The following is a 21,988-nucleotide window of genomic DNA, read 5'->3' as shown; positions in this document are numbered from 1 at the left end:
CCCCAGCCTGACGGCCGGGGGGACCCCCGCACGATGCACGCCCAGACTCGGCTCTCGACCCTCCCCCAGCCTTCGGCCGGGAGGTGCCCCCTTCTCCTCCCACGCTCCCTATTGCCGGTCGGTCTAAGTCCATCGGGATGTATCGCTTACCCGTTCGGTCCATTCGGGCCCCTGAGCGGTAGTCCCTGCCGTGGCCGCCTTCCTACGCTCGTGAGCATCGTCGGAATCCTCTTCTGGGTGTGAGACCCCTGGAGGCAACGTTGAGCGGCATTCACGGAGCGGGCCCCCGTCGGGCCTGCATATTCGCACTTCTGGTCCTGACCCCCCTAGCGGGCTGCACGGTCGGAGGTGACGGTTCGGTGGAGGCGGTCAGCACCGTGGATGTGAAACCCCTGGTTCATCTCCCGGCGGCCGACGGACTCGACCCGAACCTCCCTATATCGGTCACGGCCGAGAAGGGCAGCAAACTGACCGATGTCACCGTCACCGGACCGGACGGCCGGCAGGTCGTCGGGAAACTGGCCGATGACCAGCGGAGCTGGCAGAGCGTGGGACGGCTCGCGGCGGGGACCAAGTACCTGATCCGGGTGGCCGCGGACGACGGTGACGGCGGCCGCGGCGAGACCACCGGCACGCTCACCACGGCCCAGGGCCGGGCCAGGCTGAGCGCGGAGCTCGGTCCCAACACCAGCGGCTCGGGCCTGTACGGCGTCGGCCAGCCGCTCACCGTCAAGCTCTCCCAGCCGATCAAGGACCCGGCGGCCCGGCAGGAGGTGGAGCGCAGCCTCAAGGTGGTCTCCGAACCCGCCGTGACCGGCTCCTGGTACTGGGTGGACGACAGCAACCTGCACTTCCGCCCCACGGAGTACTGGCCCGCCCACGCCACCGTGAAGTTCACCTTCGACCGCCCCGGCACCCGGATAGCCGACGGGCTGTACGAGGGTGACGCGGTCAGCCGGACCATCCGGACCGGCGACCGGGTCGAGGTGCTGATAGACGCGGGCTCGCACTACCTGACCTACCGCCGCAACGGCGAGGTGGTGAACACCATCCCGGTGACCACGGGCAGGCCGGGGTTCTCCACCCGCAACGGCATCAAGGTGGTGCTCGGCCAGGAGGCCAGCGTCCGGATGAGGAGCTCGTCCATCGGCATCGCGGCGGACAGCCCCGACTCCTTCGACACCAACGTCAGGTGGGCCACCAGGGTCACCTGGAGCGGCGAGTACGTGCACGCGGCGCCCTGGTCGCTCTCCTCCCAGGGCGTGGAGAACGTCAGCCACGGCTGTACCGGGATGAGCACGGCCAACGCCAAGTGGTTCTTCGACGAGACGAGGGTCGGCGACGTGGTCCAGGTGGTGAACAGCCTGGGCAAGGCGATGGAGCCGTTCGGCAACGGCTTCGGGGACTGGAACGTCTCCTGGGCGGAGTGGACCAAGCACAGCGCCCTCGGTCGGACCGTCAACACCGCGGGCCGGGCGGAGGAGGAAGCGGTGCCCGTCGGCGCCCTGGTGCCGCAGGTCTAGGGCCTGCCCGGCGGGCTCAGGAGCCGTACGCCAGCCGGAGAGCGTCCCGTACCGCGCTCATCGCCTCGTCCCTGGAGAGACCGAGGCGGTGGGCGCGGTCGGCGTACTCGGCGGCGGCGGTGGCGGCCAGCCGGTGCGAGGTGTCGCCAACGGCGGCGATCAGGGTGCCGCGCCGGCCGTGCGTCTCGACCACGCCGTCCGCCTCCAGCTCCCGGTACGCGCGGGCGACGGTGTTGGCGGCCAGGCCGAGCTGTTCGGCCAGCGCCCGGACGGTCGGCAGCCTGAGACCGGCCGGCAGCGCGCCGCTGCGGGCCTGCTCCGAGATCTGCGCGCGGACCTGCTCGTACGGGGGAGTGGCGGATGAGTGGTCGATGCTCAGCTGCACTGATGGGCTCCTGACGGGTCGTTGGACCCCATTGTGCCCGAATGACCGGTAGGCCCTGCCGCCGTGGTCGGGATGCAGTCCCGGCCACGAGGCACCGGGTGGACATCCGGACGGCGACCGATGGCTGTTCGTGCGGTTCCCCGCGCCCCGGACGGTGCGATGCGGAGCGTGGGGATCGGCCCGGCAAGGGGGCCTTCCGCTCCACGCCGGACACCGGAGCGTTCCGGCGGCCCGGGTCAGCCGCCGGCCGGCGAGAACGGCCGAGGGCCCCTGCCCGGCGGGTGCCGGGCAGGGGCCCTCAGGTGGCGATCAGCGGCGTTGCCGCGCGGGATCAGTGGTGGCCGTGGCCGCTGGTGATCTCGCGGTGCTCCTCCGCCGTCGGCTTGGGGATCTGGCCACCCTCGCCGAAGTAGCCCTGGGAGAGCTTGGCGCGGGTCTTCTCCAGGCGGCCGACCTTGCGCTTGACGCCGTTCTCGTCGACCTGGGCCGGGATCGGCAGCGGCTCGTGCTGCTCGTGGGCGATGTGCTTGTACAGCTCGGCCTGCGGGAGCTGGGCGTGGACCTCGACGAACTCACCGTGCGGCAGGCGCTTGATGATGCCGGTCTCGCGACCGTGCAGCACCTTCTCCTTGTCGCGGCGCTGCAGGCCGAGGCACCAGCGCTTGGTGATGAAGAAGACCACGACCGGCACGACGAAGAAGCCGACCCGGACGAAGTACGTGATCGAGTTGAGCGACAGGTGGAAGTGCGTGGCGAACAGGTCGTTGCCACCACCGATCAGCAGGACCAGGTACTCGCCGATCCAGGCCGCACCGAGAGCGGTACGGACCGGGGCGTTGCGCGGGCGGTCCAGGATGTGGTGCTCGCGCTTGTCGCCGGTGATCCAGCCCTCGATGAAGGGGTACATCGCGATGGACAGCAGGACCAGCGGGAAGATCACCATCAGCGGGATGAACACGCCCAGGTTCAGGGTGTGGCCCCAGGCCCGGACCTCCCAGCCCGGCATGACGCGGATCAGACCCTCGGAGAAGCCCATGTACCAGTCCGGCTGGGCGTCGGTCGACACCTGGTCCGGACGGTACGGGCCGTAGGCCCAGATCGGGTTGATCGAGGCGATGGCCGAGACGGCCGCGATGATGCCGAAGACCAGGAAGAAGAAGCCACCGGCCTTGGCCATGTAGACCGGCATCAGCGGCATGCCGACGACGTTCTTCTCGGTCTTGCCCGGGCCCGCCCACTGGGTGTGCTTGTGGTAGAAGACCAGGATCAGGTGCGCCACCAGCAGGCCCAGCATGATGCCCGGGATGAGCAGCACGTGGATGGTGAAGAACCGCGGCACGATGTCGGTGCCGGGGAACTCACCGCCGAAGAGGAACATCTGGATGTAGGTGCCCACCAGCGGGGTGGCGAGGACCGCCCCCTCCATGAAGCGGATGCCGGTACCGGACAGCAGGTCGTCGGGGAGCGAGTAGCCGAAGAAGCCGTCGAACATGCCGAGGACCAGCAGCAGGAAGCCGAAGACCCAGTTGATCTCGCGCGGCTTGCGGAACGCGCCGGTGAAGAAGACGCGCATCATGTGCACGAACATCGCGGCGACGAACACCAGCGCGGCCCAGTGGTGGATCTGGCGGATCAGCAGACCACCGCGGATCTCGAAGCTGATGTTCATGGTCGAGGCGTAGGCCTCGGACATCTTGATGCCGTCGAGCGGGGCGTACGGGCCGTGGTAGACGACCTCGGCCATGCTCGGCTTGAAGAACAGCGTCAGGTACACACCCGTGAGGATGATGATCACGAAGCTGTAGAGGCAGATCTCACCGAGCATGAAGGACCAGTGGTCCGGGAAGATCTTGCGCAGGTTGGCCTTGGCCAGCGAGTAGATCCCTACGCGGCCGTCAACCCAGTCAACTGCCGCCTCCACCTTGTTGGCGGGGTTGGCACGCGTGCTGCCGCTGCTGGGCTTTGCGTCGGTGCTGACGCTGCTCGCGGAACTCATGAGCGCTCCCAGAAGCTCGGGCCGACGGGCTTGGCGAAGTCGCCGGTGGCGACGAGGAAGCCCTTCTCGTCAGTGGTGATCTTCAGCTGCGGCAGCGGGTGGCCGGCCGGGCCGAAGATCACGCGCGCGCCGTCCGACAGGTCGAAGGTCGACTGGTGGCAGGGGCAGAGCGCGTGGTGGGTCTGCTGCTCGTACAGGCTGATCGGGCAGCCGACGTGGGTGCAGATCTTGGAGTAGGCGAGTACGCCCTCGAAGCCGAGCTCGCGGGACTTGGCGTCCTTGATGTCCTCCGGAGCGATCCGGACGATCATCAGGGCGTCCTTGGCGATGCGCTGCTGGAAGTCCTCGTCGGACTCCTCCAGGCCCTCCGGCTTGGCGAAGGTCAGCGAGCCGACGACGATGTCCTCGGCCTTCATCGGCTGGTTGGTGTTCATGTTGATCAGCTGGATCGGCTTGGCCGGGGTGGCCTCGTTCCAGTTGGTGTGGTCCAGCTTCTTCTCGGGCAGCGGGCCGAGGTCGCGCAGCAGGACGACGCCGGAGAGCGGCACCAGGGCCATCGAGCCGATGAGCGTGTTCCGCAGCAGCTTGCGGCGGCCGAAGCCGGACTCCGCGGCGCCGGTCTTGAACTGCTCGATGACGTCGTTGCGGACCTCGTCGTCGGCCTCGATCGCGTGGCGCTCGGCGGGCATCTCGACGTCCGACATCAGGGTGCGGGCCCAGTGGACCGCGCCCGCGCCGATGCAGAACAGCGCCACACCCAGGGTCAGACCCAGCGCGAAGTTCAGCGCGCTGATGTGGCCCAGCGGGAAGACGTAGATGATCTTGTCGATCGGGAAGATCACGTACGAGGCGATGAAGCCGATCGTGGCCAGCATCGACACGATGAACATCAGCGAGACCTGGCGCTCGGCGCGCTTGGCGGCCCGCTCGTCGATGTCGGTACGACGGGGCTCGTGGGCCGGCAGGCCCGGGTCGGCGAACGGGTCGCCGTGCTCGGCGACCTCGTGGCCGTGGGAGGCGTCCTGCGCCTCCGGCAGCTTCTCTTCAGGAATGTCGTGGCTCATGACTTCTTGGCCTTGGTGGTGTGGGCGGCGACCCAGATCGCGACCGCGATGAGGGCACCGAGACCGAAGATCCAGCCGAACAGACCCTCGGTCACCGGACCGAGGCTGCCCAGGGCGAGACCACCGGGGTTGGGCTCCTCATTGGTGGTGTGGCGGACGAAGGCCACGATCTGCTTCTTCTGCTCCTCCGGCATGGTGGTGTCGGGGAACGACGGCATGTTCTGCGGGCCGGTCTGCATGGCCTCGTAGATGTGCTTCGCGTCGACGCCCTCCAGCGAGGGGGCGAACTTACCGTTGGTCAGGGCGCCACCCTGGCCGGCGAAGTTGTGGCACTGGGCGCAGTTGGTGCGGAACAGCTCGCCACCCTTGGCCACGTCCTTCGGGTCCGTGGACGAGTACTGGTCCTTGGTCGGGGCGACCGGGCCGGGGCCGAGCGAGGCCACGAAGGCGGCCAGCTGGTCGATCTCGGCCTGGCTGTAGACGACCTTCTTGCGCGGGACCTGGGCACCCGGCTGCTGCGCGGGCATGCGGCCGGTGCCGACCTGGAAGTCGACCGCGGCGGATCCGACGCCGACCAGGCTCGGGCCGTCGGAGGAGCCCTGGCCGTTCAGGCCGTGGCAGGAGGAGCAGCCCACGGCGAAGAGCTTCTTGCCCTCATCGATCGCGAGCGACTGCGCCGAGGTGTCGGCCTGCGCCTTCTCGGCGGGGGCGAACGCGGCGTACAGCCCCCCGGTGGCCGCCAGGGCGAGAAGTAGGACGACCAGCGCCGCCAATGGGTGGCGCCGTCGTGCGGAGAGCTTTTTCACGGAATAACCCCGGTGTCAGGATCTGGTCGTCGGCTGGTGGGCGTGCCCGGCGGCGCGGTCTGCTCTGGGCCGGCTTCGGGACGCGCGTTCAGGTCGGAGCGGCACGGCCCGCTGACGGGCGAGCGCTGTCTCCGACCGGCGGCCAGCGACCTGATCAGCTGGTTACTTGATCAGGTAGATGGTCGCGAACAGGCCGATCCACACGACGTCGACGAAGTGCCAGTAGTACGACACCACGATCGCGGCGGTGGCCTGCTCGTGCGTGAACCGCTTGGCTGCGTAGGTCCGTCCCAGGACCAGCAGGAAGGCGATCAGACCACCCGTCACATGCAGGCCGTGGAAGCCGGTGGTCAGGTAGAACACCGTGCCGTACGGGTCGGAGGACAGCGAGAGGCCGTCCTTCTTGACCAGTTCGGTGTACTCGAAGATCTGGCCGCCGATGAAGATCGCGCCCATCACGAAGGTGATGGTGAACCACGTGCGGAGCTTCTTCACGTCACCGCGCTCGGCCGCGAAGACGCCGAGCTGGCAGGTGAGGGAGGAGAGCACCAGGATCGTGGTGTTCACCGAGGAGAAGGGCACGTTGAGGGCGTGCGCCTTCTCGGTCCAGAACTCTGCGCCCTTGACCGAACGGAGGGTGAAGTACATCGCGAACAGGGCCGCGAAGAACATCAGCTCCGAGCTCAGCCAGACGATGGTTCCGACGCTGACGAGGTTCGGCCTGTTGACCGCTCCGTGCGCGTGTCCGGTTTCTGTTGCTGTTGCTGTCGCCACGACGGACATTATGTCGGTCCCTTATTCCGTCTTCACGCCGGGGGTCTCCCTTCGGAGTGTCCGGTGCGTGCGGTATGCGCAGTTGGGCTCCAGCGGGGTGTCCGGCAGTGGGCCGGGTGTAGCGATGTCCGTTTTCTGATGGTTCTTCGGGCTGGTCGGAGCCGGTTCGGGGGCCGCCCGGCCGATGACGGCACTCCTGTGCTCCGCGTGTCGCTACCGCGCGAGCCGGTCCGCATGGGCTAGGGCCTCCGCCGTCCGGGTGGTGTGACGACAACGGGTGACGGCCCGTCCTCCGGGTGGGTGAGGCCCGCGCGTGGTGCCTTGAGCGAGATCGCGCCAGGGGCTCACCTCGGGGGGTGGGCGGGAGTAGCATCCGGAAGTAGACGTGGTCCGGATCACACTGGACTCGTCGGAGCAGACGTTATAGAGGACGAGCCCCCGGGAGCAGGCCCCATGGCGCACACGACCGACGAGACGCTCACCGTTCTGGTCTACAGCGACGACCGCAACACCCGGGAGCAGGTGACTCTCGCGCTCGGCCGGCGGCCCGCCGCTGATCTGCCGGAACTGCGCTATCTGGAGTGCGCGACGGTGCCCGCGGTGCTGCGGGCGCTGGAGCGCGGCGGGATCGACCTCTGCATCCTGGACGGCGAGGCCGTCCCGGCCGGCGGGCTCGGAGTGGCCCGGCAGATCAAGGACGAGATCTACGGCTGCCCGCCCGTGCTGGCGCTGATCGGCCGGCCGCAGGACTCCTGGCTGGCGGCCTGGAGCCGGGCGGACGCCGCGATCTCGCAGCCCGTCGACCCGGTGGCACTCGCCAAGGCGGTCGCCGCACTGCTCCGGGCCCGGCTCGAGGCGCGGACGCCCACCCGCCACTGATCTCCGGGGCGGGGCGTCTCAGCGGGGCGTCTCAGTAGAAGAGAAGACAACGGCACGGGTGCCCGCCCGGTCGATAGGCTGGCTCCATTCCTTTCGGTGAACACGAGAGCTGGAGTCAGCCATGGTGAACGTGAACCCTGCGAACGGCGGTATCGACCCCGCGCAGGTGATCCGCACCTGGCCGGATCTCCTGAGCACCCTGCTGTCGGGCATCGACCTCGCCCAGGCGGACGCGGCCTGGGCGATGGACCGGATCATGAGCGGTGAGGCGACCCCGGTGCAGGTGGCCGGGTTCATGGTCGCGCTGCGGGCCAAGGGCGAGACGGTGGACGAGATCACCGGTCTGGTCGAGTCGATGTACGCGCACGCCGAGCCGCTGCACATCCCCGGGCCCGCGGTGGACATCGTCGGTACCGGCGGCGACCGGGCCAAGACCGTCAACATCTCCACCATGTCCGCGATCGTGGCGGCGGCCGCCGGTGCGAAGGTGATCAAGCACGGCAACCGGGCGGCCTCCTCCGCCAGCGGTTCCTCCGACGTCCTGGAGCGGCTCGGCGTCAGTCTCGACCTCAGCACCCGCCGGGTGGCCGAGGTGGCCGAGGAGGTCGGCCTGACGTTCTGCTTCGCCGCCAAGTTCCACCCGGCGATGCGGCACGCGGCCCCGGCCCGGCGCGACCTCGGGGTGCCGACCGCCTTCAACATCCTCGGGCCGCTCACCAACCCGGCCCGGGTCACCGCGCACGCGATCGGCTGCTTCGACACCCGCCTGGCCGGGCTGATCGCGGGAGTGCTGGCCCGGCGGGGCGCCCGCGCGCTGGTCTTCCGGGGTGACGACGGCCTGGACGAGCTGACCATCTCGACCACCTCGTACGTGTGGATCGTGAAGGACGGTCAGATCGTCGAGACCTCCTTCGACCCGCGCGAGGTCGGCATCGAGCCGGTCGGCATCGAGGCGCTGCGCGGTGCCGACGCCGAGTACAACGCCGGTGTCGCGCGCCGGGTGCTGGGCGGTGAGCGCGGTCCGGTACGGGACGCCGTCCTGCTCAACACCGCTGCCGCGCTGGTGGCGCTGGACCTGACGGACGCGCCGCTGGCCGACCAGCTGCGGGCCGGGATGCAGCGGGCGGCGGCCGCCATCGACTCGGGTGCCGCGCAGGACGTCCTCAAGCGGTGGGCCGAGGCGACGGCACGCGCGTAGCCTCGCCGGTTCCGAGGGGAGGCGCGCGTCACGGGAGGTGGCGGGCCGCACCCGCATCCGGCGGGTGCGGCCCGCCGACCCGTCAGGTCCGGTGGTCCGGCAGGCAGGCCCGGCCGCTGCTCGGCGCGGTTTCGCGCGCCCGGCGCCCGGGCTTCTGCGGGTCTGGAGAGGGCCGTCCGGAGTGTGGGATGTCGTTTGACCGTCCTTCGGGGCTGGCCTAGAGTCCAGCGCAGGTCATGAGTGACAGCGTCAAGCCCCAGCTGGCTGTCCGGCAACCCTCCGTCCGTGGCGGGGTGCCCTGGGTGAGGACCGGGCTGCGTGGCGATCCGTCCGCGCGGCAAGCGCGGACGCCCGGTGTATCTGCATTCCCGGGGTCCCCGGCCCCAGAGGAGTGCATTCCCATGTCCGCTCACCAGTCGCCCGCTGCCGCCCCTTCGACGGCGGGCACCCTTTCGGATGACGGTGCCCCGCTCGCCGTCCTCGGCCACGACGTCCAGGTCCCGCTGGTCAGCGGTGAGAAGGTCGGGTACGCCGCGCTGGACTACGCGGCCAGTGCCCCGGCGCTCCAGCGGGTCTGGGACGACGTCGCCGCCTACGCCCCGTACTACGGCAGTGTGCACCGCGGCGCCGGGTACCTCTCGCAGCTGTCCACCGACCTGTTCGAGCAGAGCCGCCGTACCGTCGCGGACTTCCTGGACCTGCGCGAGGGCGACCAGGCGGTGTTCACCCGGTCCACCACCGACTCGCTCAACCTGCTGGCCGGGGTGGTTCCGGCGGGCACCCGGGTCTTCGCCTTCGAGACCGAGCACCACGCCTCGCTGCTGCCGTGGCGCCGCCACGGCCTGACGGTCGGCTACCTGCGTGCCCCGCGCTCGTGCGCCGAGGCGGTCGCCGCGCTGGAGGCAGCGCTCGCCGCGCACCCCGAAGGCCCGCGGCTGCTCTGTGTGACCGGTGCCTCGAACGTCACCGGGGAGCTGTGGCCGGTCGCCGAGTTGACCGAGGTCGCCCACCGGCACGGTGCCCGGGTCGTGCTGGACGCCGCGCAGCTGGCTCCGCACCACCGGGTCTCCGTCCGCGAGCTGGACGTCGACTGGATCGCCTTCTCCGGCCACAAGCTGTACGCCCCGTTCGGCGCGGGCGTGCTCGCCGGGCGCGGCGACTGGCTGGACGCGGCCGAGCCGTACCTGGCCGGCGGCGGCGCCAGCCGTACGGTGGCCCGGGAGGCGGACGGGTCGGTGGTCGTCGAGTGGCACCGGGGGCCCGCCCGGCACGAGGCGGGGTCGCCCAACGTGATCGGCGCCTACGCCATCGCCTCGGCCTGCCGGGCGCTGACCGAGGCCGGCTTCGACGCACTGGAGGCCCGGGAGCAGCGGCTGGTCGAGCGGCTCAAGGCCGGGCTGGCCGAGATCCCCGAGGTCAGGGTGCTCAGCCTGTTCGGTGCGGACTCCGCGCGGGTGGGGGTGCTCTCGTTCGTGGTGCGGGGCTGGAACAGCTCGCACTTCGCGGCGGCGCTCTCCGCCGAGTACGGGATCGGGGTGCGGGACGGTCTGTTCTGCGCGCACCCGCTGGTCCGTACGCTGCTCGGCGGTGAGGACGCGGCTCCCTCGGAGTGCGGCGCCCCCGAGCCGTCGCTGCCCGGCGAGCGCAGCCTGAACGCGATCCGGGTCAGCTTCGGCGCCGGGACGCCCGACGAGCACCTGGACCGCTTCCTGGCGGCCGTCCGCGAGCTGGTCACGGACGGCGCGCGGTGGACCTACCGGAGCGAGGGCGGGCGCTGCGTGGCGGACACCCGGCGCGAGCGGGCGTAGCGGGCGGCGCCGGGCTACTCGTCGAGGCCCAGGGCGAAGGCGGCCTCCAGGTCGTGCTGGGAGTAGGTGCGGAAGGCGATCTGGGTCTGGGTGTCCAGCACTCCGGGGACCTTGTTGAGCTTGCCGGGGATCACCGCGGCCAGATCGTCGTGCCGCCGCACCCGCACCATCGCCACCAGGTTGTAGCCGCCGGTCACCGAGTACACCTCGCTGACGCCCTCAAGGGCGGCGATGGCCTCGGCGATCTCGGGGATCCGGTCGACGCTGGTCTTGATGAGAACGATCGCGGTGATCACTCGTCGGCTCCTGTCCGTGGGGAGGGGGCCAGCGTATCGGGGCGGGCCAGGGTCACTGCCCAGGTAGCCAGGTAGCCGGTGGCGAAGCCGATCACGTGCACCAGGTAGGCGACCTCGGTGCCGCCCGTGTGCACCGACCACCACTGCAGCGCGAACCACAGTCCGAGCACCAGCCAGGCGGGGAACCGCAGCGGCAGGAAGAACAGCAGCGGTACCAGCGCGGTGACCCGGGCTCTCGGGTAGAGCCGCAGATAGGCGCCGAGCACTCCGGAGATCGCGCCCGAGGCGCCGACCAGCGCGCGCACCGCCTCCGGCGAGTGCGCCTGGGCAGCTGCGTAGCCGTAGGTGGCCAGCGCGCCGACGGCGAGGTAGCCGAGCAGGAAGCGGAACCGGCCGAAGCGCTCCTCGACGCCGGGGCCGAAGACGAAGAGGAAGAGCATGTTGCCGAGCAGGTGCAGCCATCCGGCGTGGATGAAGAAGGAGGTGAGCACCGAGAGGGCGGGGATCTTGCCCGGGGTCGGGGAGAGCCGGCAGCCGGGAACGGCCGGCGGCAGGGTGGCCAGCTGGGCGGCGGTCAGCGGGCGGTTGGCGACCAGTTCGGCGGGCACCGCGCCCCAGCGCTGCTCGTAGCGCTGTTCGGCGCAGATCCGGTTCGGGCCGGTGCCGTAGCCCGGACTGAGGCCGAGGCTGGGGCCGACCAGCAGCAGCACCGCGCTGGCCGCGATCAGGGCGAGGGTGACCACCGGGGCTCTGGGGGGCGGGATGCCGTCCTGGGTGGCGAGGTGGTCGAGGACGGGAGTCGCCATGGAGACGAGCATTCCTCGGGTGGTCTCGGACGGCACCGAGGTGTACTGCGTGTGGACTAGCCACCGGGCGAAGTCGGGGAGGTCCGTACCGGTGGCGGGCCGGGTGGGGGCAGGCAATAGGCTTGGGCCGCCGTACCGCACCAGCCACCGCAGCCGACCCGGGCGACAGCCGAGGGAGCTCACGAGAGATGAGGACCGCGCCGATGAGCATCGCCGCCCCCACTGCCGAGACCCGCTGGCGCTGCACCCTCTGCGGCAACCTGACCCGCTTCGACGTGACCCGCTCGGCGAAGGTCGTCGAGTACCTGCACTTCGACCTGGCGGGCGAGTCCAAGGTGGAGGAGACCGAGGTGCTGGCCGAGACCATCGAGTCGGTGCGCTGCCGCTGGTGCAACGCCGTGGACCAGGTCGAGCTGGTGGCCCGTCCCGGTGCCGAGGAGCAGCAGGACATCTGACGTCCGACGGCCCCGTCCCGGCATCGATCGCCCTGCGCGCGGCCCGGGCGGGGCCGCTGTCCCATGGGCCGGGTCCTGCCGCCCCCGGTGTGTGACGGGGTCCCGGGAGGGGCACGGTACACGGGACAATTGCAGAGAGCAGTGGGTTTGAGGGCAGCGGCAAGGGGCCGTAGGGGACCCGCAGAGCAGGATCGGAGCCGAGGACGTGGTGGACACAGCGAGGGGGCCGGCCGAGCCGCAGGGGCGTGGGCCCGCTGTGGACCAGGCCGGCGCCGTCCCGGTGGCCGGTGCCGCTCCCGGTCCCGAGACCGAGACGGCGGCGGTCGAGGTACCGGCGGTCGAGACCGAGCCCGCTGAGGCCGAGCAGACCGAGCCCGCTGAGGCCGAGCAGACCGAGCCCGCCGAGACCGAGCAGACCGAGCCCGCCGAGACCGAGCAGCTGGACCGGCCGTTGCCCGAGGGAGTGCGTCGCCGGGTGGTCGGGATCGCCGCCGACGCACTGGGCGGACTGTCGCAGGCCGATGTGCCCGGCTCGCTGCGCCAGTACGCGAAGTTCACCGCGGCCCGGCGGGCCAAGTACGCGGGCACGGCACTGGCCGCCGCCCTGGAGTCCGAGCCGCTGTTCCGGCTCCGGATAGCGGACCGGCTTCGGCTGGGCCAGCCCGATCTGGTCAAGGCGCTGGAGGCCGGGAGCGTGCCCGGCGCCGCCGACCCGATGGATGTCGCCGCCGCCGCGTATCTGCTGCGGCCGGCGGGCTGGGTGAGGCTGGTGGCCGAAGCCGGGGAGCAGGTGGAGCGGGCGGGCGCCGAGGGGGCCGCGGCGGAGGCCGCCCGGTTCGTGGAGAAGCTCCAGGAGGAGCTGGCCGAGGTACGGGCCCAGGGGCGGGCCGATCTGGACCGCCAGCGGGCCGACGCGGAGGGCGTCCGCAGGGAGGCGGAGTCGCTGCGCAAGCGGGTGCGCAGCCTGGAGAGCGACACCCGGCGGGCGCAGGCCGAGACACGCAAGATGCAGCTGGAGCTGGATGCGGCCCGGGCCGCCGCCGCCGCCGAGCGCAGCGCGGCGGAGGGTGAGGCACGGCGGCTGCGGCACCGGATCGCCGAGCTGGAGACGGCGGTTGAGGCCGGTCGCCGCTCGGCCAGGGAGGGGCGCAGCGTCGAGGACATGCGGTTGCGGCTGCTGCTGGACACCGTGCTGCACTCGGCGCAGGGTCTGCAGCGCGAGCTGGCGCTGCCGGTCTCGCAGATCCGTCCGGCCGATCTGGTGGACGCGGTGGTGCCCGGCTCGGCCTCGCCCAACGACGTGGCCCGGCGCGGGCTGGCGGAGGACGACCCGGCGCTGCTGGACCAGTTGCTGGCGATCCCTCAGGTGCACCTGGTGGTGGACGGCTACAACGTCACCAAGACCGGCTACCCGACGCTGCCGCTGGAGCAGCAGCGGATCCGGCTGCTCGGCGGGCTGGCGATGTTGGCGCAGCGGACCCAGGCGGAGGTCACCTGTGTGTTCGACGGGCAGGACCTCGACGTGCCGGTGATGATGGCGCCTCCGCGCGGCGTCCGGGTGCGGTTCAGCCGGACCGGGGAGACGGCGGACGAGCTGATCCGGCGTCTGGTCCGGGCCGAGCCGAAGGGGCGTCCGGTGGTGGTGGTCTCCGCCGACAAGGAGATCGCCGACGGGGTGCGGAACGCGGGGGCGCGCCCGGTGTCGTCCGTGTTGCTGCTGAACCGGCTGTCCCGGTCCTGACCAGGAAGTCTGCCCTTCCGGTGGCCCTGTAGGGTCCGGCGTTCACGACAGTCCGGACATTCCCGGCAATATGTGACGGTCCGGTGAATTCCGTGCGGGGGCTGGGGGTTGGCACCGGCGAGGGAGTGGCGCGAATCCGTCATCTTCACTAGGGTCTGGCGTCAAACCTATTTTCCGGAATTCCGCCCGAACGGACGGAGCCAGCAGGAAGAAGGAGCTAGTCCCTTGGCCAGCCACCGCCGTCCCAAGCAGCCGAGCCGCGCACGGGTGTCCGTGCTGACCGCTGCGGCGGCGACCGCGGTCGCCCTGTCGGCCAACGCGAGTGCCCACGCGGCGCCCGCCCAGCCGAGCAAGGACGAGGTCAAGGTTCAGATCGACCAGCTGAACACCGAGCAGGAGCAGGCGGCCGAGAAGTACGACGGCGCCCAGGAGCGGGCCGACCAGCTGCGCAAGCAGGCCGACCAGCTCCAGGACCAGGTCGCCCGCGGCCAGGAGCAGCTGACGCAGCTGCAGACCAGCCTGTCGGCGGTGGCCGGCGACCAGTACCGCTCGGGCGGCATCGACCCGTCCGTGACCCTGATGCTCTCGTCCAACCCGGACGGCTACCTGGAGCAGGCGTCCAGCGCCCAGCAGATCAACCAGACCGAGGCCGACATCCTGAAGGCGCTGAAGGCGCAGCAGGCCCGGCTGGACCAGCAGAAGCAGGAGGCGGCCGCCGTCCTCGCCGAGCTGGACCGCAACACCCAGGAGCTGAACGACGCCAAGGCCCAGGTGCAGCAGAAGCTGCAGGAGGCCAAGAGCCTGCTGAACTCGCTCACCGCGCAGGAGCGGGCCGCCGTCGAGGCGGCCGACCGCGCCTCGCGCGGCGACGCCCGGGCCGACCTCGGCGACCTGCCGAGCGCGGGCGGCTACGCCGGTGTCGCGGTGTCCGCGGCGCTGAGCATGCGCGGGCATGACTACCAGTGGGGCTCGGCGGGGCCGAGCACCTTCGACTGCTCGGGTCTGATGCAGTGGTCGTACGCACGGGCGGGTGTCTCGCTGCCGCGTACCTCGGAGGAGCAGATGGGGGTCGGTGCCCGGGTGCCCTCGCTGGCCCAGGCGCAGCCGGGTGACCTGGTCATCTACGAAGGCGGGGGCCATGTCGGGATGTACATCGGCAACGGCATGGTGGTGCACGCCCCGCACACCGGTGACGTGGTGCGGACGATGAAGGCGGACGCGATGGCGATCGTCACCATCCGCCGGGTCTGACGCCACCGCGAGTCCGGCTTCCCGGCCCGCCGAATTCGTCCTGCGACGCAGGGCGCTTCGGCGGGCCGTTTTCGTGAAAGGCTGTCAGCCGTCGGTATCCGAGCTGTCACGCACGGTCGGTTCACAAATGAACTTGGCATTGACTCAGAATTTTTTCTGACAAGGATTTGAACGGATCACGGTTTCGTTACTAGGGTCAGGACCTGAACCACCGCACAGTCGATCACCCAGCCAGGGTGGCGGCGGTGGTTACCGCCGAGTCCGAGAGGCAGTAGGGGCAGTTCAACTGCCCACGGGGAAGCCCCTGTTGGGGTTGCTGCGGATCGGAGCCGGGGAACCACGTTCCTCGGGGTGAATCGGCGCCAGGCCGGCCGGCCGTCGGGGACGCGGGCCGGTGAGGCGTCGTAGGGCATGTCTTCCAGCCCGAACCCGTCAGCTCACCCGGTAGGCGGACGTAGGAAGAAGGAGTCCGCCTTCGTGGCGTCCCATCGTCGCCCCAAGCCCGCAAGCCGTGTCCGCGTGTCGATCATGACGGCGACAGCCGCGACCGCGGTGGCCATCTCCTCCCAGGTCGGTGCGCACGCCGACCCGAAGCCGACCCTGGATGAAGTCAAGACCCAGGTCGATCAGCTCAACGACCAGGCCGAGGTCGCCAGCGAGAAGTACGACGCGGCCAACGAGAAGCAGCAGGAACTGCAGAAGCAGGTCAACGACCTGCAGGACCAGGTGGCGCGCCAGCAGCAGCAGGTGAGCACCGTTCAGGGCGAGCTCGGCGCCGTCGCCGCCGAGCAGTACCGCAACGGCGGTATATCCCCGACCGTGCAGCTGATGCTCTCCAGCAGCCCGGACTCCTTCCTCAGCCAGGCCGACTCGCTCAACCAGCTCGGCGCCTCCCAGGCCGACGCGCTGAAGCTGCTCAAGGCCGACCAGGAGAAGCTGGACCAGCAGAAGGCCGAGGCCCAGCAGAAACTGGGCGAGCTGGACGCCACCACCCAGGACCTCAAGGCCCAGAAGGACGACGTCCAGGCGAAGCTGGCGAAGGCCCGGGAGCTGCTCGACTCGCTGACCCAGCAGCAGCGCGAGCAGCTGGCTCAGGCCCAGGCCGCCGCGGACGCCGCCGCCCGCGCCTCCCGTGACCAGAACCGCACCGACCTCGGCGGCAGCGGTGGCGGTGGCACCAGCACCGGCGGTGGCGGTGGCGGTGGCGGCACGGTCCACGTGCCGGCGTCGGGCTCGTACGCCGCCCGCGCGCTCGCCTATGCCGAGAGCCAGATCGGCAAGCCCTACCAGTGGGGTGCCGAGGGTCCGAGCTCCTTCGACTGCTCGGGTCTGATGGAGTGGTCCTACGCGCAGGCCGGCGTCTCGATCCCGCGCACCTCGCAGGAGCAGGCGTCGGCCGGCACCAACATCGGCACCGACATCTCCAGGGCCCAGCCCGGTGACCTGGTCATCTTCTACAACGACATGCACCACGTCGGCATGTACGCGGGCGACGGCCAGGTCGTCCACGCCCCGCGTACCGGCGAGAACGTCAAGTACATGCCGGCCACCGTTCTGCCGATCGCGGCCATCATCCGCGTCTGACCTCTTCGCGGTTCCGTCCGCAGGCCCGGCCCCGTCTCCGAGGGGCCGGGCCTGCGGCGTTCCCGGACTCGTCGAGCTAATGTCCGATTAGTGGTCAAATATTCGGTGTTGCAAGGGTTTGGACTAGATCCTCCGGACTCGCTAACGTCTGCCCCCGGACGTTAGCCGAGGACGAATGGAGCAGCCGCCCCGATGTCGATGCACCGCCGTTCCCCCCTGCAGGGCACGCAGCGGCTGGCCCGCGCCCTGGCGCTCACGGCAGCGGCCACCACTGCACTCGGCATGACGCTCGGCGGGCCGGCCCAGGCGGCCCCGGGCGCACCGGGGGAGCCGCCGTCCAAGCAGGAGGTCAGGGCTCAGGTCGACCAGCTGTACGAGGAGGCCGACCGGGCGGCGGAGCGGTTCAACGCCGCCCAGGAGTACCAGAAGCGTCTGCAGAGCGAGGCCGACGGCCTGCAGGGCCAGGTCGCCGCCGCGCAGGACGAGCTGAACCGGCTTCGCGGCGATCTCAATGCGGTGGCCGCCGCCCAGTACCGGGCCGGCGGCATCGACCCGGCCGTCGCACTGATGCTGGACACCGATCCCGCCGGGTACCTCGCCCGGGCCCGCAGCCTCAACCAGGCCGCCGAGCGGCAGAGCGCCACCGTCCGGCAGGTGATCGACCGGCAGCTCAGGCTCGACCAGCGCCGTGCCGAGACCAGCGCCAAGCTCGCCGAGCTGGAGGAGGCCCGCCGTACCCTGGCGGAGAGCAAGCAGCAGATCCAGCAGCGGCTCGACCAGGCCCAGCGGCTGCTCAACACCCTCGGAGCGGCGGAGCGGGCCGGGATGGCCCTGGAGGACGCCAAGGAGGCGGAGCAGCGCGCCACCCGCGGCACCGACCGGCTCGACCTCGGCGACCTGCCCGCCCCCTCCGACCGTGCCGCCGCCGCGCTGGCCGCCGCCACCTCCCGGATCGGCTCGCCCTACGTGTACGGATCGGCGGGCCCGTATGCCTTCGACTGCTCGGGTCTGATGTACTGGAGCTGGCGGCAGGCCGGAGTGACCCTGCCGCGCACCTCGCAGGCGCAGATGTACGCGGGGCGGCGAGTGAGCCTGAGCGAGGCACGACCGGGAGACCTGGTGATCTTTTTCAGGGACATGCACCACGTCGGCATGTACGCCGGCGGCGGGGTGGTCGTGCACGCGCCCCACCCGGGGGCCAGGGTCCGCTACGAGAGCGTGAACGCGATGCCGGTGGCCGGGGTGGTGCGGGTCTGAACACGGACCACGAACCGCTGGTCACCGACCTGCCCCGGCCGACCGGGGCAGGTCGGCCCTTGCTGTCCCGGCGCGGCGCGCTGCTGCTGGCGGCCGGTGGCCTCGTACAGCTGTCCGGGGCCGGGGCGCGCTCGTCGGCCGGTACCGCCGAGGGGGTCGCTGCCGCGGGCCCGCCCGTCCGGCCGCGGATCGAGGCCCTGCTGTCCCGGCGGGCCAAGGCGCTGCTCGGTTCGGACCCGGCCGGGCTGCTCGCGGACGTGGCCCCGGAGGCCAGGGATGTGCAGCAGGAGGTGCTGGCCCGCTGCCGCGACCTCCCGTTCGCCGACCTCTTCTACCGGATGACCGACTTCACCGAGCCCCGGGACGCCGACCGGATCACCGTGGCGGCCGATCTCGGCTACCGGCTGCGCGGTGTGGACGACCACCCGGCGCTGCTGGGCCGCACCCTGGAGCTCGTCCGCGGTGACGGCGGCTGGCTGCTGGCCAAGGACGAGCCGACCGGGGCCGCCGCGCTCTGGGACCTGGGCACCGTCCGGGTGGCGCACGGCAGCCACTGCCTGGTGCTGGGCCTGCTGGGGAGCGCCGACCTGGCCAGGACCGCCGAGGTCGTGGACCAGGCGGTACCGGCGGTCGAGGAGGTCTGGGGCGACGGCTGGGCGGGGCGGCTGCTGGTGGAGACCCCGCAGAGCGAGGAGCAGTTCGCCCAGCTGCTGGGCGTCTCCGCCTCCGACTACCAGGGCATAGCCGCCGTCACCACCGCGGCCGCCGGTGCCCCGCACGGCACCGCCGCCGACCGGATACTGCTCAACCCGGACGCCTACGCCGGGCTCAGCGACCTGGGGCGCAGGGTCGTCACCACCCACGAGGCCACCCATGTCGCGACCCGGGCCGACACCAGGCCCTGGACTCCGCTCTGGCTCTCCGAGGGCGTGGCCGACTACACGGGCTACCGCGGCAGGGGCCGCACCGCCCGGCAGATCGCCCCGGAGCTCGCGGGCGACGTGTCGGCCGGCCGGCTGCCGACCGCGCTGCCCCTGGACAAGGACTTCGTCGCCGGCTCGGCCGGTATAGCCCAGGCCTACGAACTGGCCTGGCTGGCCTGCAACCTCATCGCCACGCAGTGGAGCGAGAAGCACCTGGTCTCGCTCTACCGGGCGGTAGGCGCGGCCGACCCGGCGAGGTCGCAGGGGCTCGACGGGCTGTTCCGCGCCCAACTGGGCGTCAGTCTCGACGAGTTCACCCGCCAGTGGATCGGCGACGTGCGCCGGCTGCCGACCCGGCCGTAGCCGGGCCGCGGCCGGGAGCGCTCAGGCACGCGGCGGCGCGTCCACCACCCGCCGGAACCCGTAGCGAGAGCGGCCCTACTTCTTGGCGGTCTCGGGGCCGAGGCCGTCCAGCAGGTCCTGCTCGTAGGCGATACCGGGACGGACCGGGTAGCCCGTCCGCTCCAGGGGCGGGAGGACGACGGTGCGCTCGGCGTCCGGGTCCCGGGTGGCGCGCCACAGGCGGCGGCAGGAGACCAGGGCGGCCGCCAGCAGCAGCCCGTTCCGTACGGTCAGCACCGCCACGCCCCACGGCTGGCTCTGGTGCACCTGGCCGAACAGGATCGGGAACTCCAGGGTGGTGAAGAGGGTGGCGACCAGGATCAGCACCGCGACCGGCTTCTGACTGGTGCCGCGCACCGTCAGGCAGACCGCCGCCACGCCGATCAGCCAGACCAGGTACTGCGGGCTGATCACCCGGCTGGTCACGGTGAAGATCAGCACTGCGGCGAGCGCAGCGTCGTAGCCGGTGGCGGCCTGCCAGCGCTTGGCCCGCAGCCGCCACAGCAGCAGCCAGCCGAAGCCGAGCGCGGTGGCTGCCACCGATAGCCGGGAGATCAGCGGCACCCAGGGACCGAGCAGCTCCAGCGAGCCGTAGTTCATCGAGACCTGGCCCGGCCAGGCGCCCGCCAGCCGGGCGAAGTGCAGCGGCAGCGCGCCGACTGACTCCACCTCGATGCCCCGGTCCCGCTGGAACTTCAGGAACTCGAAGGCGCCGTTCATCCCGGCCGCCAGCAGGAAGCACAGGGTGCTCAGGGTGGCCACCGCGGCCGTCCAGGAACGGCGGGTGCGGCGGCCGCGCGGGGTGCCTGCGAGCGCCAGTACCGGCCAGATCTTCACCAGGCCGCCGAAGCCCAGCAGGATGCCGCCGATGGCCGGCCGGCGCAGCAGCGCCAGCAGCCCGGCCACCGCGACGGCGGTCACCACGATGTCGTACCGGCAGTAGACCGTGGGCCCGAGCAGCGGAACACCCGCCACCCAGACCCAGGCGCCGGTGTAGCTGCGTCCCCGCCGGGCGCCGGCCCGCATCAGCAGGGCCAGCACCAGCGCGTCCAGGACGCCGCAGATGACGAAGAAGGAGACCAGGTAGGACCAGGGCAGCAGACCGGGCAGCATGATCACCAGCGCCGCACCCGGCGGGTACTGCCAGGTCACGTCGTCCAGCGGGAAGGTGCCGGTCTGCAGGACCTCGTACCAGCCGTGGTAGATCACCGAGACGTCGGCGGTGACGTCGGTGCCGGAGATCCGCAGCACCCCGGACGCCATCAGCACGATCAGTACCCGGGTGACCACCCAGCCGCCCGCGAGGCCCCACAGTGCCCCGCCGGCCGGGCGGCCGGGGCGTGGCAGCGCGGTACTGCCGGTGTTGCCGGTGAGACCGGCCGGGACCAACTCCACTGCGCTCCCTCGTACGAATAACGGGCCGTGCGGCTGTGCCCGCGAGACCCCTCGTCCTTCCGGACCGGCACGGGAGGGAAACGGTTGCGGTGCCCGGCCGCGTTCCCGGTGAGCCGCGGTGTTGACCTATGGTACGGATCACCGAGCGGTACACCGAGCACCCCCCGACCGAGCGAGCCGTGGCATGCACAAGACCCTGATCGTCACCAATGACTTCCCGCCGCGGCCCGGCGGAATCCAGGCGTTCGTACACAACATGGCCGTGCGCCAGCCCGCCGGAAGCATCGTGGTGTACGCCTCCACCTGGCGTGACGGCAGCGAGGTCCGGCGGTTCGACGCGGAGCAGCCCTTTCCGGTGATCCGGGACCGGACGAAGATGATGGTGCCCACCCCGAGGGTCACCCGGCGGGCCGCCGAGATCCTGCGGGCCGAGGGTTGCGACTCGGTCTGGTTCGGGGCCGCCGCGCCGCTCGGGCTGATGGCCCCGGCACTGCGCCGGGCGGGAGCCGGACGGCTGCTCGGCATGACCCACGGGCACGAGGCCGCCTGGGCCCAGCTGCCCGGTTCCCGGCAGCTGCTGCACCGGATCGGCGCGGGCACCGACGCGCTCACCTACCTCGGCGAGTACACCCGCTCGCGGATCGCCGCCGCGGTCGGCCCGGCGGCCGCGAAGCGGATGGTGCAGCTGCCGCCCGGGGTGGATGAGCAGACCTTCCGGCCGGACTCCGGCGGCGCCGAGATCCGGGCCCGGCTGGGACTGAGCGACCGCCCGGTCGTCGTCTGCGTGTCGCGGCTGGTGCCGCGCAAGGGCCAGGACACCCTGATCGCCGCGATGCCGCAGATCCTGGCCTCGGTGCCGGACGCCGTGCTGCTGATCGTCGGCGGTGGCCCGTACCTGCCCGAGCTGCGCAAGCTGGCCGAGGCCAAGGGCGTGAGCGGCTCGGTGCGGTTCACCGGAGCGGTGCCGTGGGAGGAGCTGCCCGCGCACTACGGCGCCGGGGACGTCTTCGCCATGCCCTGCCGCACCCGCCGGGGCGGCCTGGACGTGGAGGGCCTGGGCATCGTCTACCTGGAGGCCTCGGCGACCGGGCTGCCGGTGGTCGCCGGCGACTCGGGCGGGGCGCCGGACGCCGTCCTGGAGGGTGAGACCGGGTACGTGGTGTCCGGGCGGTCCGCGGCGGCCGCGGCCGAGCGGATCGTACGGCTGCTGCACGACGAGGAACTGCGCCGGCGGATGGGGGAGGCCGGGCGGCGCTGGGTGGAACGCTCCTGGCGCTGGGACCTCCTCGCCGGGCGGCTCACCTCGCTGCTGGCCGCCTGAGCCACCGGGCCTGGGCATGCCCCTTGCTCCCGGAGGGATCCCTCCGGGCCCATACCGTCGCTCTCGGCGGGAGAGCACTGTGCCGATCGGTGTTCGACCGGCTACCGGCCGAGGGCGGCTGGCA

The 21,988-nt window shown here is 71.5% G+C and carries 19 protein-coding genes and 2 riboswitches; of the genes, 11 read left to right on the top strand and 8 right to left on the bottom strand.

Annotated features, from left to right (window positions below; all coding sequences use genetic code 11):
- Positions 1-359: 359 nt before the first annotated feature.
- Positions 360-1,523, top strand: a complete 1,164-nt coding sequence (locus tag ACWDAK_RS36840) for an Ig-like domain-containing protein (RefSeq protein ID WP_449806543.1) — start codon at positions 360-362, stop codon at positions 1,521-1,523.
- A 16-nt stretch (positions 1,524-1,539) separates the two neighbouring features.
- On the opposite strand, the gene ACWDAK_RS36835 is transcribed toward ACWDAK_RS36840, so the two are convergent.
- The 5 genes from ACWDAK_RS36835 to ctaE form a co-directional block, all read right to left on the bottom strand.
- Complete coding sequence (locus tag ACWDAK_RS36835) at positions 1,540-1,908, bottom strand: GntR family transcriptional regulator (RefSeq protein ID WP_344634133.1); 369 nt, start codon at positions 1,906-1,908, stop codon at positions 1,540-1,542.
- A gap of 331 nt (positions 1,909-2,239) precedes the next feature.
- Entirely contained in the window at positions 2,240-3,904 is a 1,665-nt protein-coding gene (qcrB, locus tag ACWDAK_RS36830; RefSeq protein WP_344634132.1) for a cytochrome bc1 complex cytochrome b subunit, read from the bottom strand.
- Complete coding sequence (qcrA, locus tag ACWDAK_RS36825) at positions 3,901-4,968, bottom strand: cytochrome bc1 complex Rieske iron-sulfur subunit (RefSeq protein ID WP_427393687.1); 1,068 nt, start codon at positions 4,966-4,968, stop codon at positions 3,901-3,903. Before qcrA ends, qcrB begins: the two co-directional genes overlap by 4 nt.
- The gene (gene qcrC, locus ACWDAK_RS36820) at positions 4,965-5,774 is read right to left on the bottom strand and encodes a cytochrome bc1 complex diheme cytochrome c subunit (RefSeq protein WP_344634130.1); all 810 of its coding nucleotides are present in this window, start codon (positions 5,772-5,774) and stop codon (positions 4,965-4,967) included. Before qcrC ends, qcrA begins: the two co-directional genes overlap by 4 nt.
- A 162-nt stretch (positions 5,775-5,936) precedes the next feature.
- Positions 5,937-6,557: an aa3-type cytochrome oxidase subunit III gene (gene ctaE, locus ACWDAK_RS36815; RefSeq protein ID WP_344634129.1), complete on the bottom strand. Its 621-nt coding sequence runs from the start codon at positions 6,555-6,557 to the stop codon at positions 5,937-5,939.
- Between the two features lie 444 nt (positions 6,558-7,001).
- On the opposite strand from ctaE, the gene ACWDAK_RS36810 reads away from it, so the two are divergent.
- From ACWDAK_RS36810 to ACWDAK_RS36800, 3 genes are all read left to right on the top strand, one after another.
- A complete protein-coding gene (locus tag ACWDAK_RS36810) occupies positions 7,002-7,427 on the top strand; it encodes a response regulator (protein WP_344634128.1) in 426 nt (141 codons plus the stop codon).
- Positions 7,428-7,548: 121 nt separating this feature from the next.
- A complete protein-coding gene (trpD, locus tag ACWDAK_RS36805) occupies positions 7,549-8,625 on the top strand; it encodes an anthranilate phosphoribosyltransferase (RefSeq protein WP_344634127.1) in 1,077 nt (358 codons plus the stop codon).
- Positions 8,626-8,857: 232 nt separating this feature from the next.
- Positions 8,858-8,975: riboswitch (SAM riboswitch) on the top strand.
- Positions 8,976-9,026: 51 nt separating this feature from the next.
- A complete protein-coding gene (locus ACWDAK_RS36800) occupies positions 9,027-10,433 on the top strand; it encodes an aminotransferase class V-fold PLP-dependent enzyme (protein WP_427393688.1) in 1,407 nt (468 codons plus the stop codon).
- A 14-nt stretch (positions 10,434-10,447) separates the two neighbouring features.
- Here the strand turns inward: ACWDAK_RS36800 and ACWDAK_RS36795 are convergent, their stop codons facing one another.
- Positions 10,448-10,729, bottom strand: coding sequence for an Lrp/AsnC family transcriptional regulator (locus ACWDAK_RS36795; RefSeq protein ID WP_344634125.1), 282 nt, complete (start codon positions 10,727-10,729; stop codon positions 10,448-10,450).
- Positions 10,726-11,535, bottom strand: a complete 810-nt coding sequence (locus tag ACWDAK_RS36790) for a rhomboid family intramembrane serine protease (protein WP_344634124.1) — start codon at positions 11,533-11,535, stop codon at positions 10,726-10,728. The genes ACWDAK_RS36795 and ACWDAK_RS36790 overlap by 4 nt, the downstream gene beginning before the upstream one ends.
- Positions 11,536-11,738: 203 nt before the next feature.
- On the opposite strand from ACWDAK_RS36790, the gene ACWDAK_RS36785 reads away from it, so the two are divergent.
- The 6 genes from ACWDAK_RS36785 (at position 11,739) to ACWDAK_RS36760 (ending at position 19,109) form a co-directional block, all read left to right on the top strand.
- The gene (locus ACWDAK_RS36785) at positions 11,739-11,990 is read left to right on the top strand and encodes a hypothetical protein (RefSeq protein ID WP_344634123.1); all 252 of its coding nucleotides are present in this window, start codon (positions 11,739-11,741) and stop codon (positions 11,988-11,990) included.
- Positions 11,991-12,429: 439 nt separating this feature from the next.
- On the top strand, positions 12,430-13,731 hold the full coding sequence (locus tag ACWDAK_RS36780; RefSeq protein ID WP_344634402.1) for an NYN domain-containing protein: 1,302 nt from the start codon (positions 12,430-12,432) through the stop codon (positions 13,729-13,731).
- A 225-nt stretch (positions 13,732-13,956) separates the two neighbouring features.
- Positions 13,957-14,982, top strand: a complete 1,026-nt coding sequence (locus ACWDAK_RS36775) for a C40 family peptidase (protein ID WP_344634122.1) — start codon at positions 13,957-13,959, stop codon at positions 14,980-14,982.
- A gap of 304 nt (positions 14,983-15,286) precedes the next feature.
- A riboswitch (cyclic di-AMP (ydaO/yuaA leader) is annotated at positions 15,287-15,449 on the top strand.
- Between the two features lie 61 nt (positions 15,450-15,510).
- The gene (locus tag ACWDAK_RS36770) at positions 15,511-16,566 is read left to right on the top strand and encodes a C40 family peptidase (protein WP_344634121.1); all 1,056 of its coding nucleotides are present in this window, start codon (positions 15,511-15,513) and stop codon (positions 16,564-16,566) included.
- Between the two features lie 192 nt (positions 16,567-16,758).
- Positions 16,759-17,823, top strand: a complete 1,065-nt coding sequence (locus ACWDAK_RS36765) for a C40 family peptidase (protein ID WP_344634120.1) — start codon at positions 16,759-16,761, stop codon at positions 17,821-17,823.
- A 59-nt stretch (positions 17,824-17,882) separates the two neighbouring features.
- Positions 17,883-19,109 (top strand): hypothetical protein, encoded by a 1,227-nt coding sequence (locus ACWDAK_RS36760; RefSeq protein WP_427393689.1) that lies wholly within the window; start codon positions 17,883-17,885, stop codon positions 19,107-19,109.
- 75 nt (positions 19,110-19,184) lie between these two features.
- Here ACWDAK_RS36760 and ACWDAK_RS36755 read toward each other — a convergent pair whose 3' ends face one another.
- On the bottom strand, positions 19,185-20,543 hold the full coding sequence (locus ACWDAK_RS36755; protein WP_344634118.1) for a glycosyltransferase 87 family protein: 1,359 nt from the start codon (positions 20,541-20,543) through the stop codon (positions 19,185-19,187).
- A 184-nt stretch (positions 20,544-20,727) separates the two neighbouring features.
- On the opposite strand from ACWDAK_RS36755, the gene ACWDAK_RS36750 reads away from it, so the two are divergent.
- Positions 20,728-21,864, top strand: a complete 1,137-nt coding sequence (locus ACWDAK_RS36750; protein ID WP_427393690.1) for a glycosyltransferase family 4 protein — start codon at positions 20,728-20,730, stop codon at positions 21,862-21,864.
- Positions 21,865-21,988 lie beyond the last annotated feature (124 nt).

This window comes from Kitasatospora sp. NPDC001175 (genome assembly GCF_053598215.1).
Note: the sequence above shows the minus strand (reverse complement) of the source record. Positions and strands in the feature narration are given on the sequence as shown.

Coding starts and splice junctions, on each gene's coding strand:
- ACWDAK_RS36785 (WP_344634123.1), top strand. CDS start 11,739: ATGAGCATCGCCGCCCCCACTGCCGAGACCCGCTGGCGCTGCACCCTC.
- ACWDAK_RS36750 (WP_427393690.1), top strand. CDS start 20,728: ATGCACAAGACCCTGATCGTCACCAATGACTTCCCGCCGCGGCCCGGC.
- ACWDAK_RS36770 (WP_344634121.1), top strand. CDS start 15,511: ATGACGGCGACAGCCGCGACCGCGGTGGCCATCTCCTCCCAGGTCGGT.
- ACWDAK_RS36765 (WP_344634120.1), top strand. CDS start 16,759: ATGTCGATGCACCGCCGTTCCCCCCTGCAGGGCACGCAGCGGCTGGCC.
- qcrA (WP_427393687.1), bottom strand. CDS start 4,968: ATGAGCCACGACATTCCTGAAGAGAAGCTGCCGGAGGCGCAGGACGCC.
- ACWDAK_RS36790 (WP_344634124.1), bottom strand. CDS start 11,535: ATGGCGACTCCCGTCCTCGACCACCTCGCCACCCAGGACGGCATCCCG.
- ACWDAK_RS36800 (WP_427393688.1), top strand. CDS start 9,027: ATGTCCGCTCACCAGTCGCCCGCTGCCGCCCCTTCGACGGCGGGCACC.
- ACWDAK_RS36810 (WP_344634128.1), top strand. CDS start 7,002: ATGGCGCACACGACCGACGAGACGCTCACCGTTCTGGTCTACAGCGAC.
- ctaE (WP_344634129.1), bottom strand. CDS start 6,557: ATGTCCGTCGTGGCGACAGCAACAGCAACAGAAACCGGACACGCGCAC.
- trpD (WP_344634127.1), top strand. CDS start 7,549: ATGGTGAACGTGAACCCTGCGAACGGCGGTATCGACCCCGCGCAGGTG.
- qcrB (WP_344634132.1), bottom strand. CDS start 3,904: ATGAGTTCCGCGAGCAGCGTCAGCACCGACGCAAAGCCCAGCAGCGGC.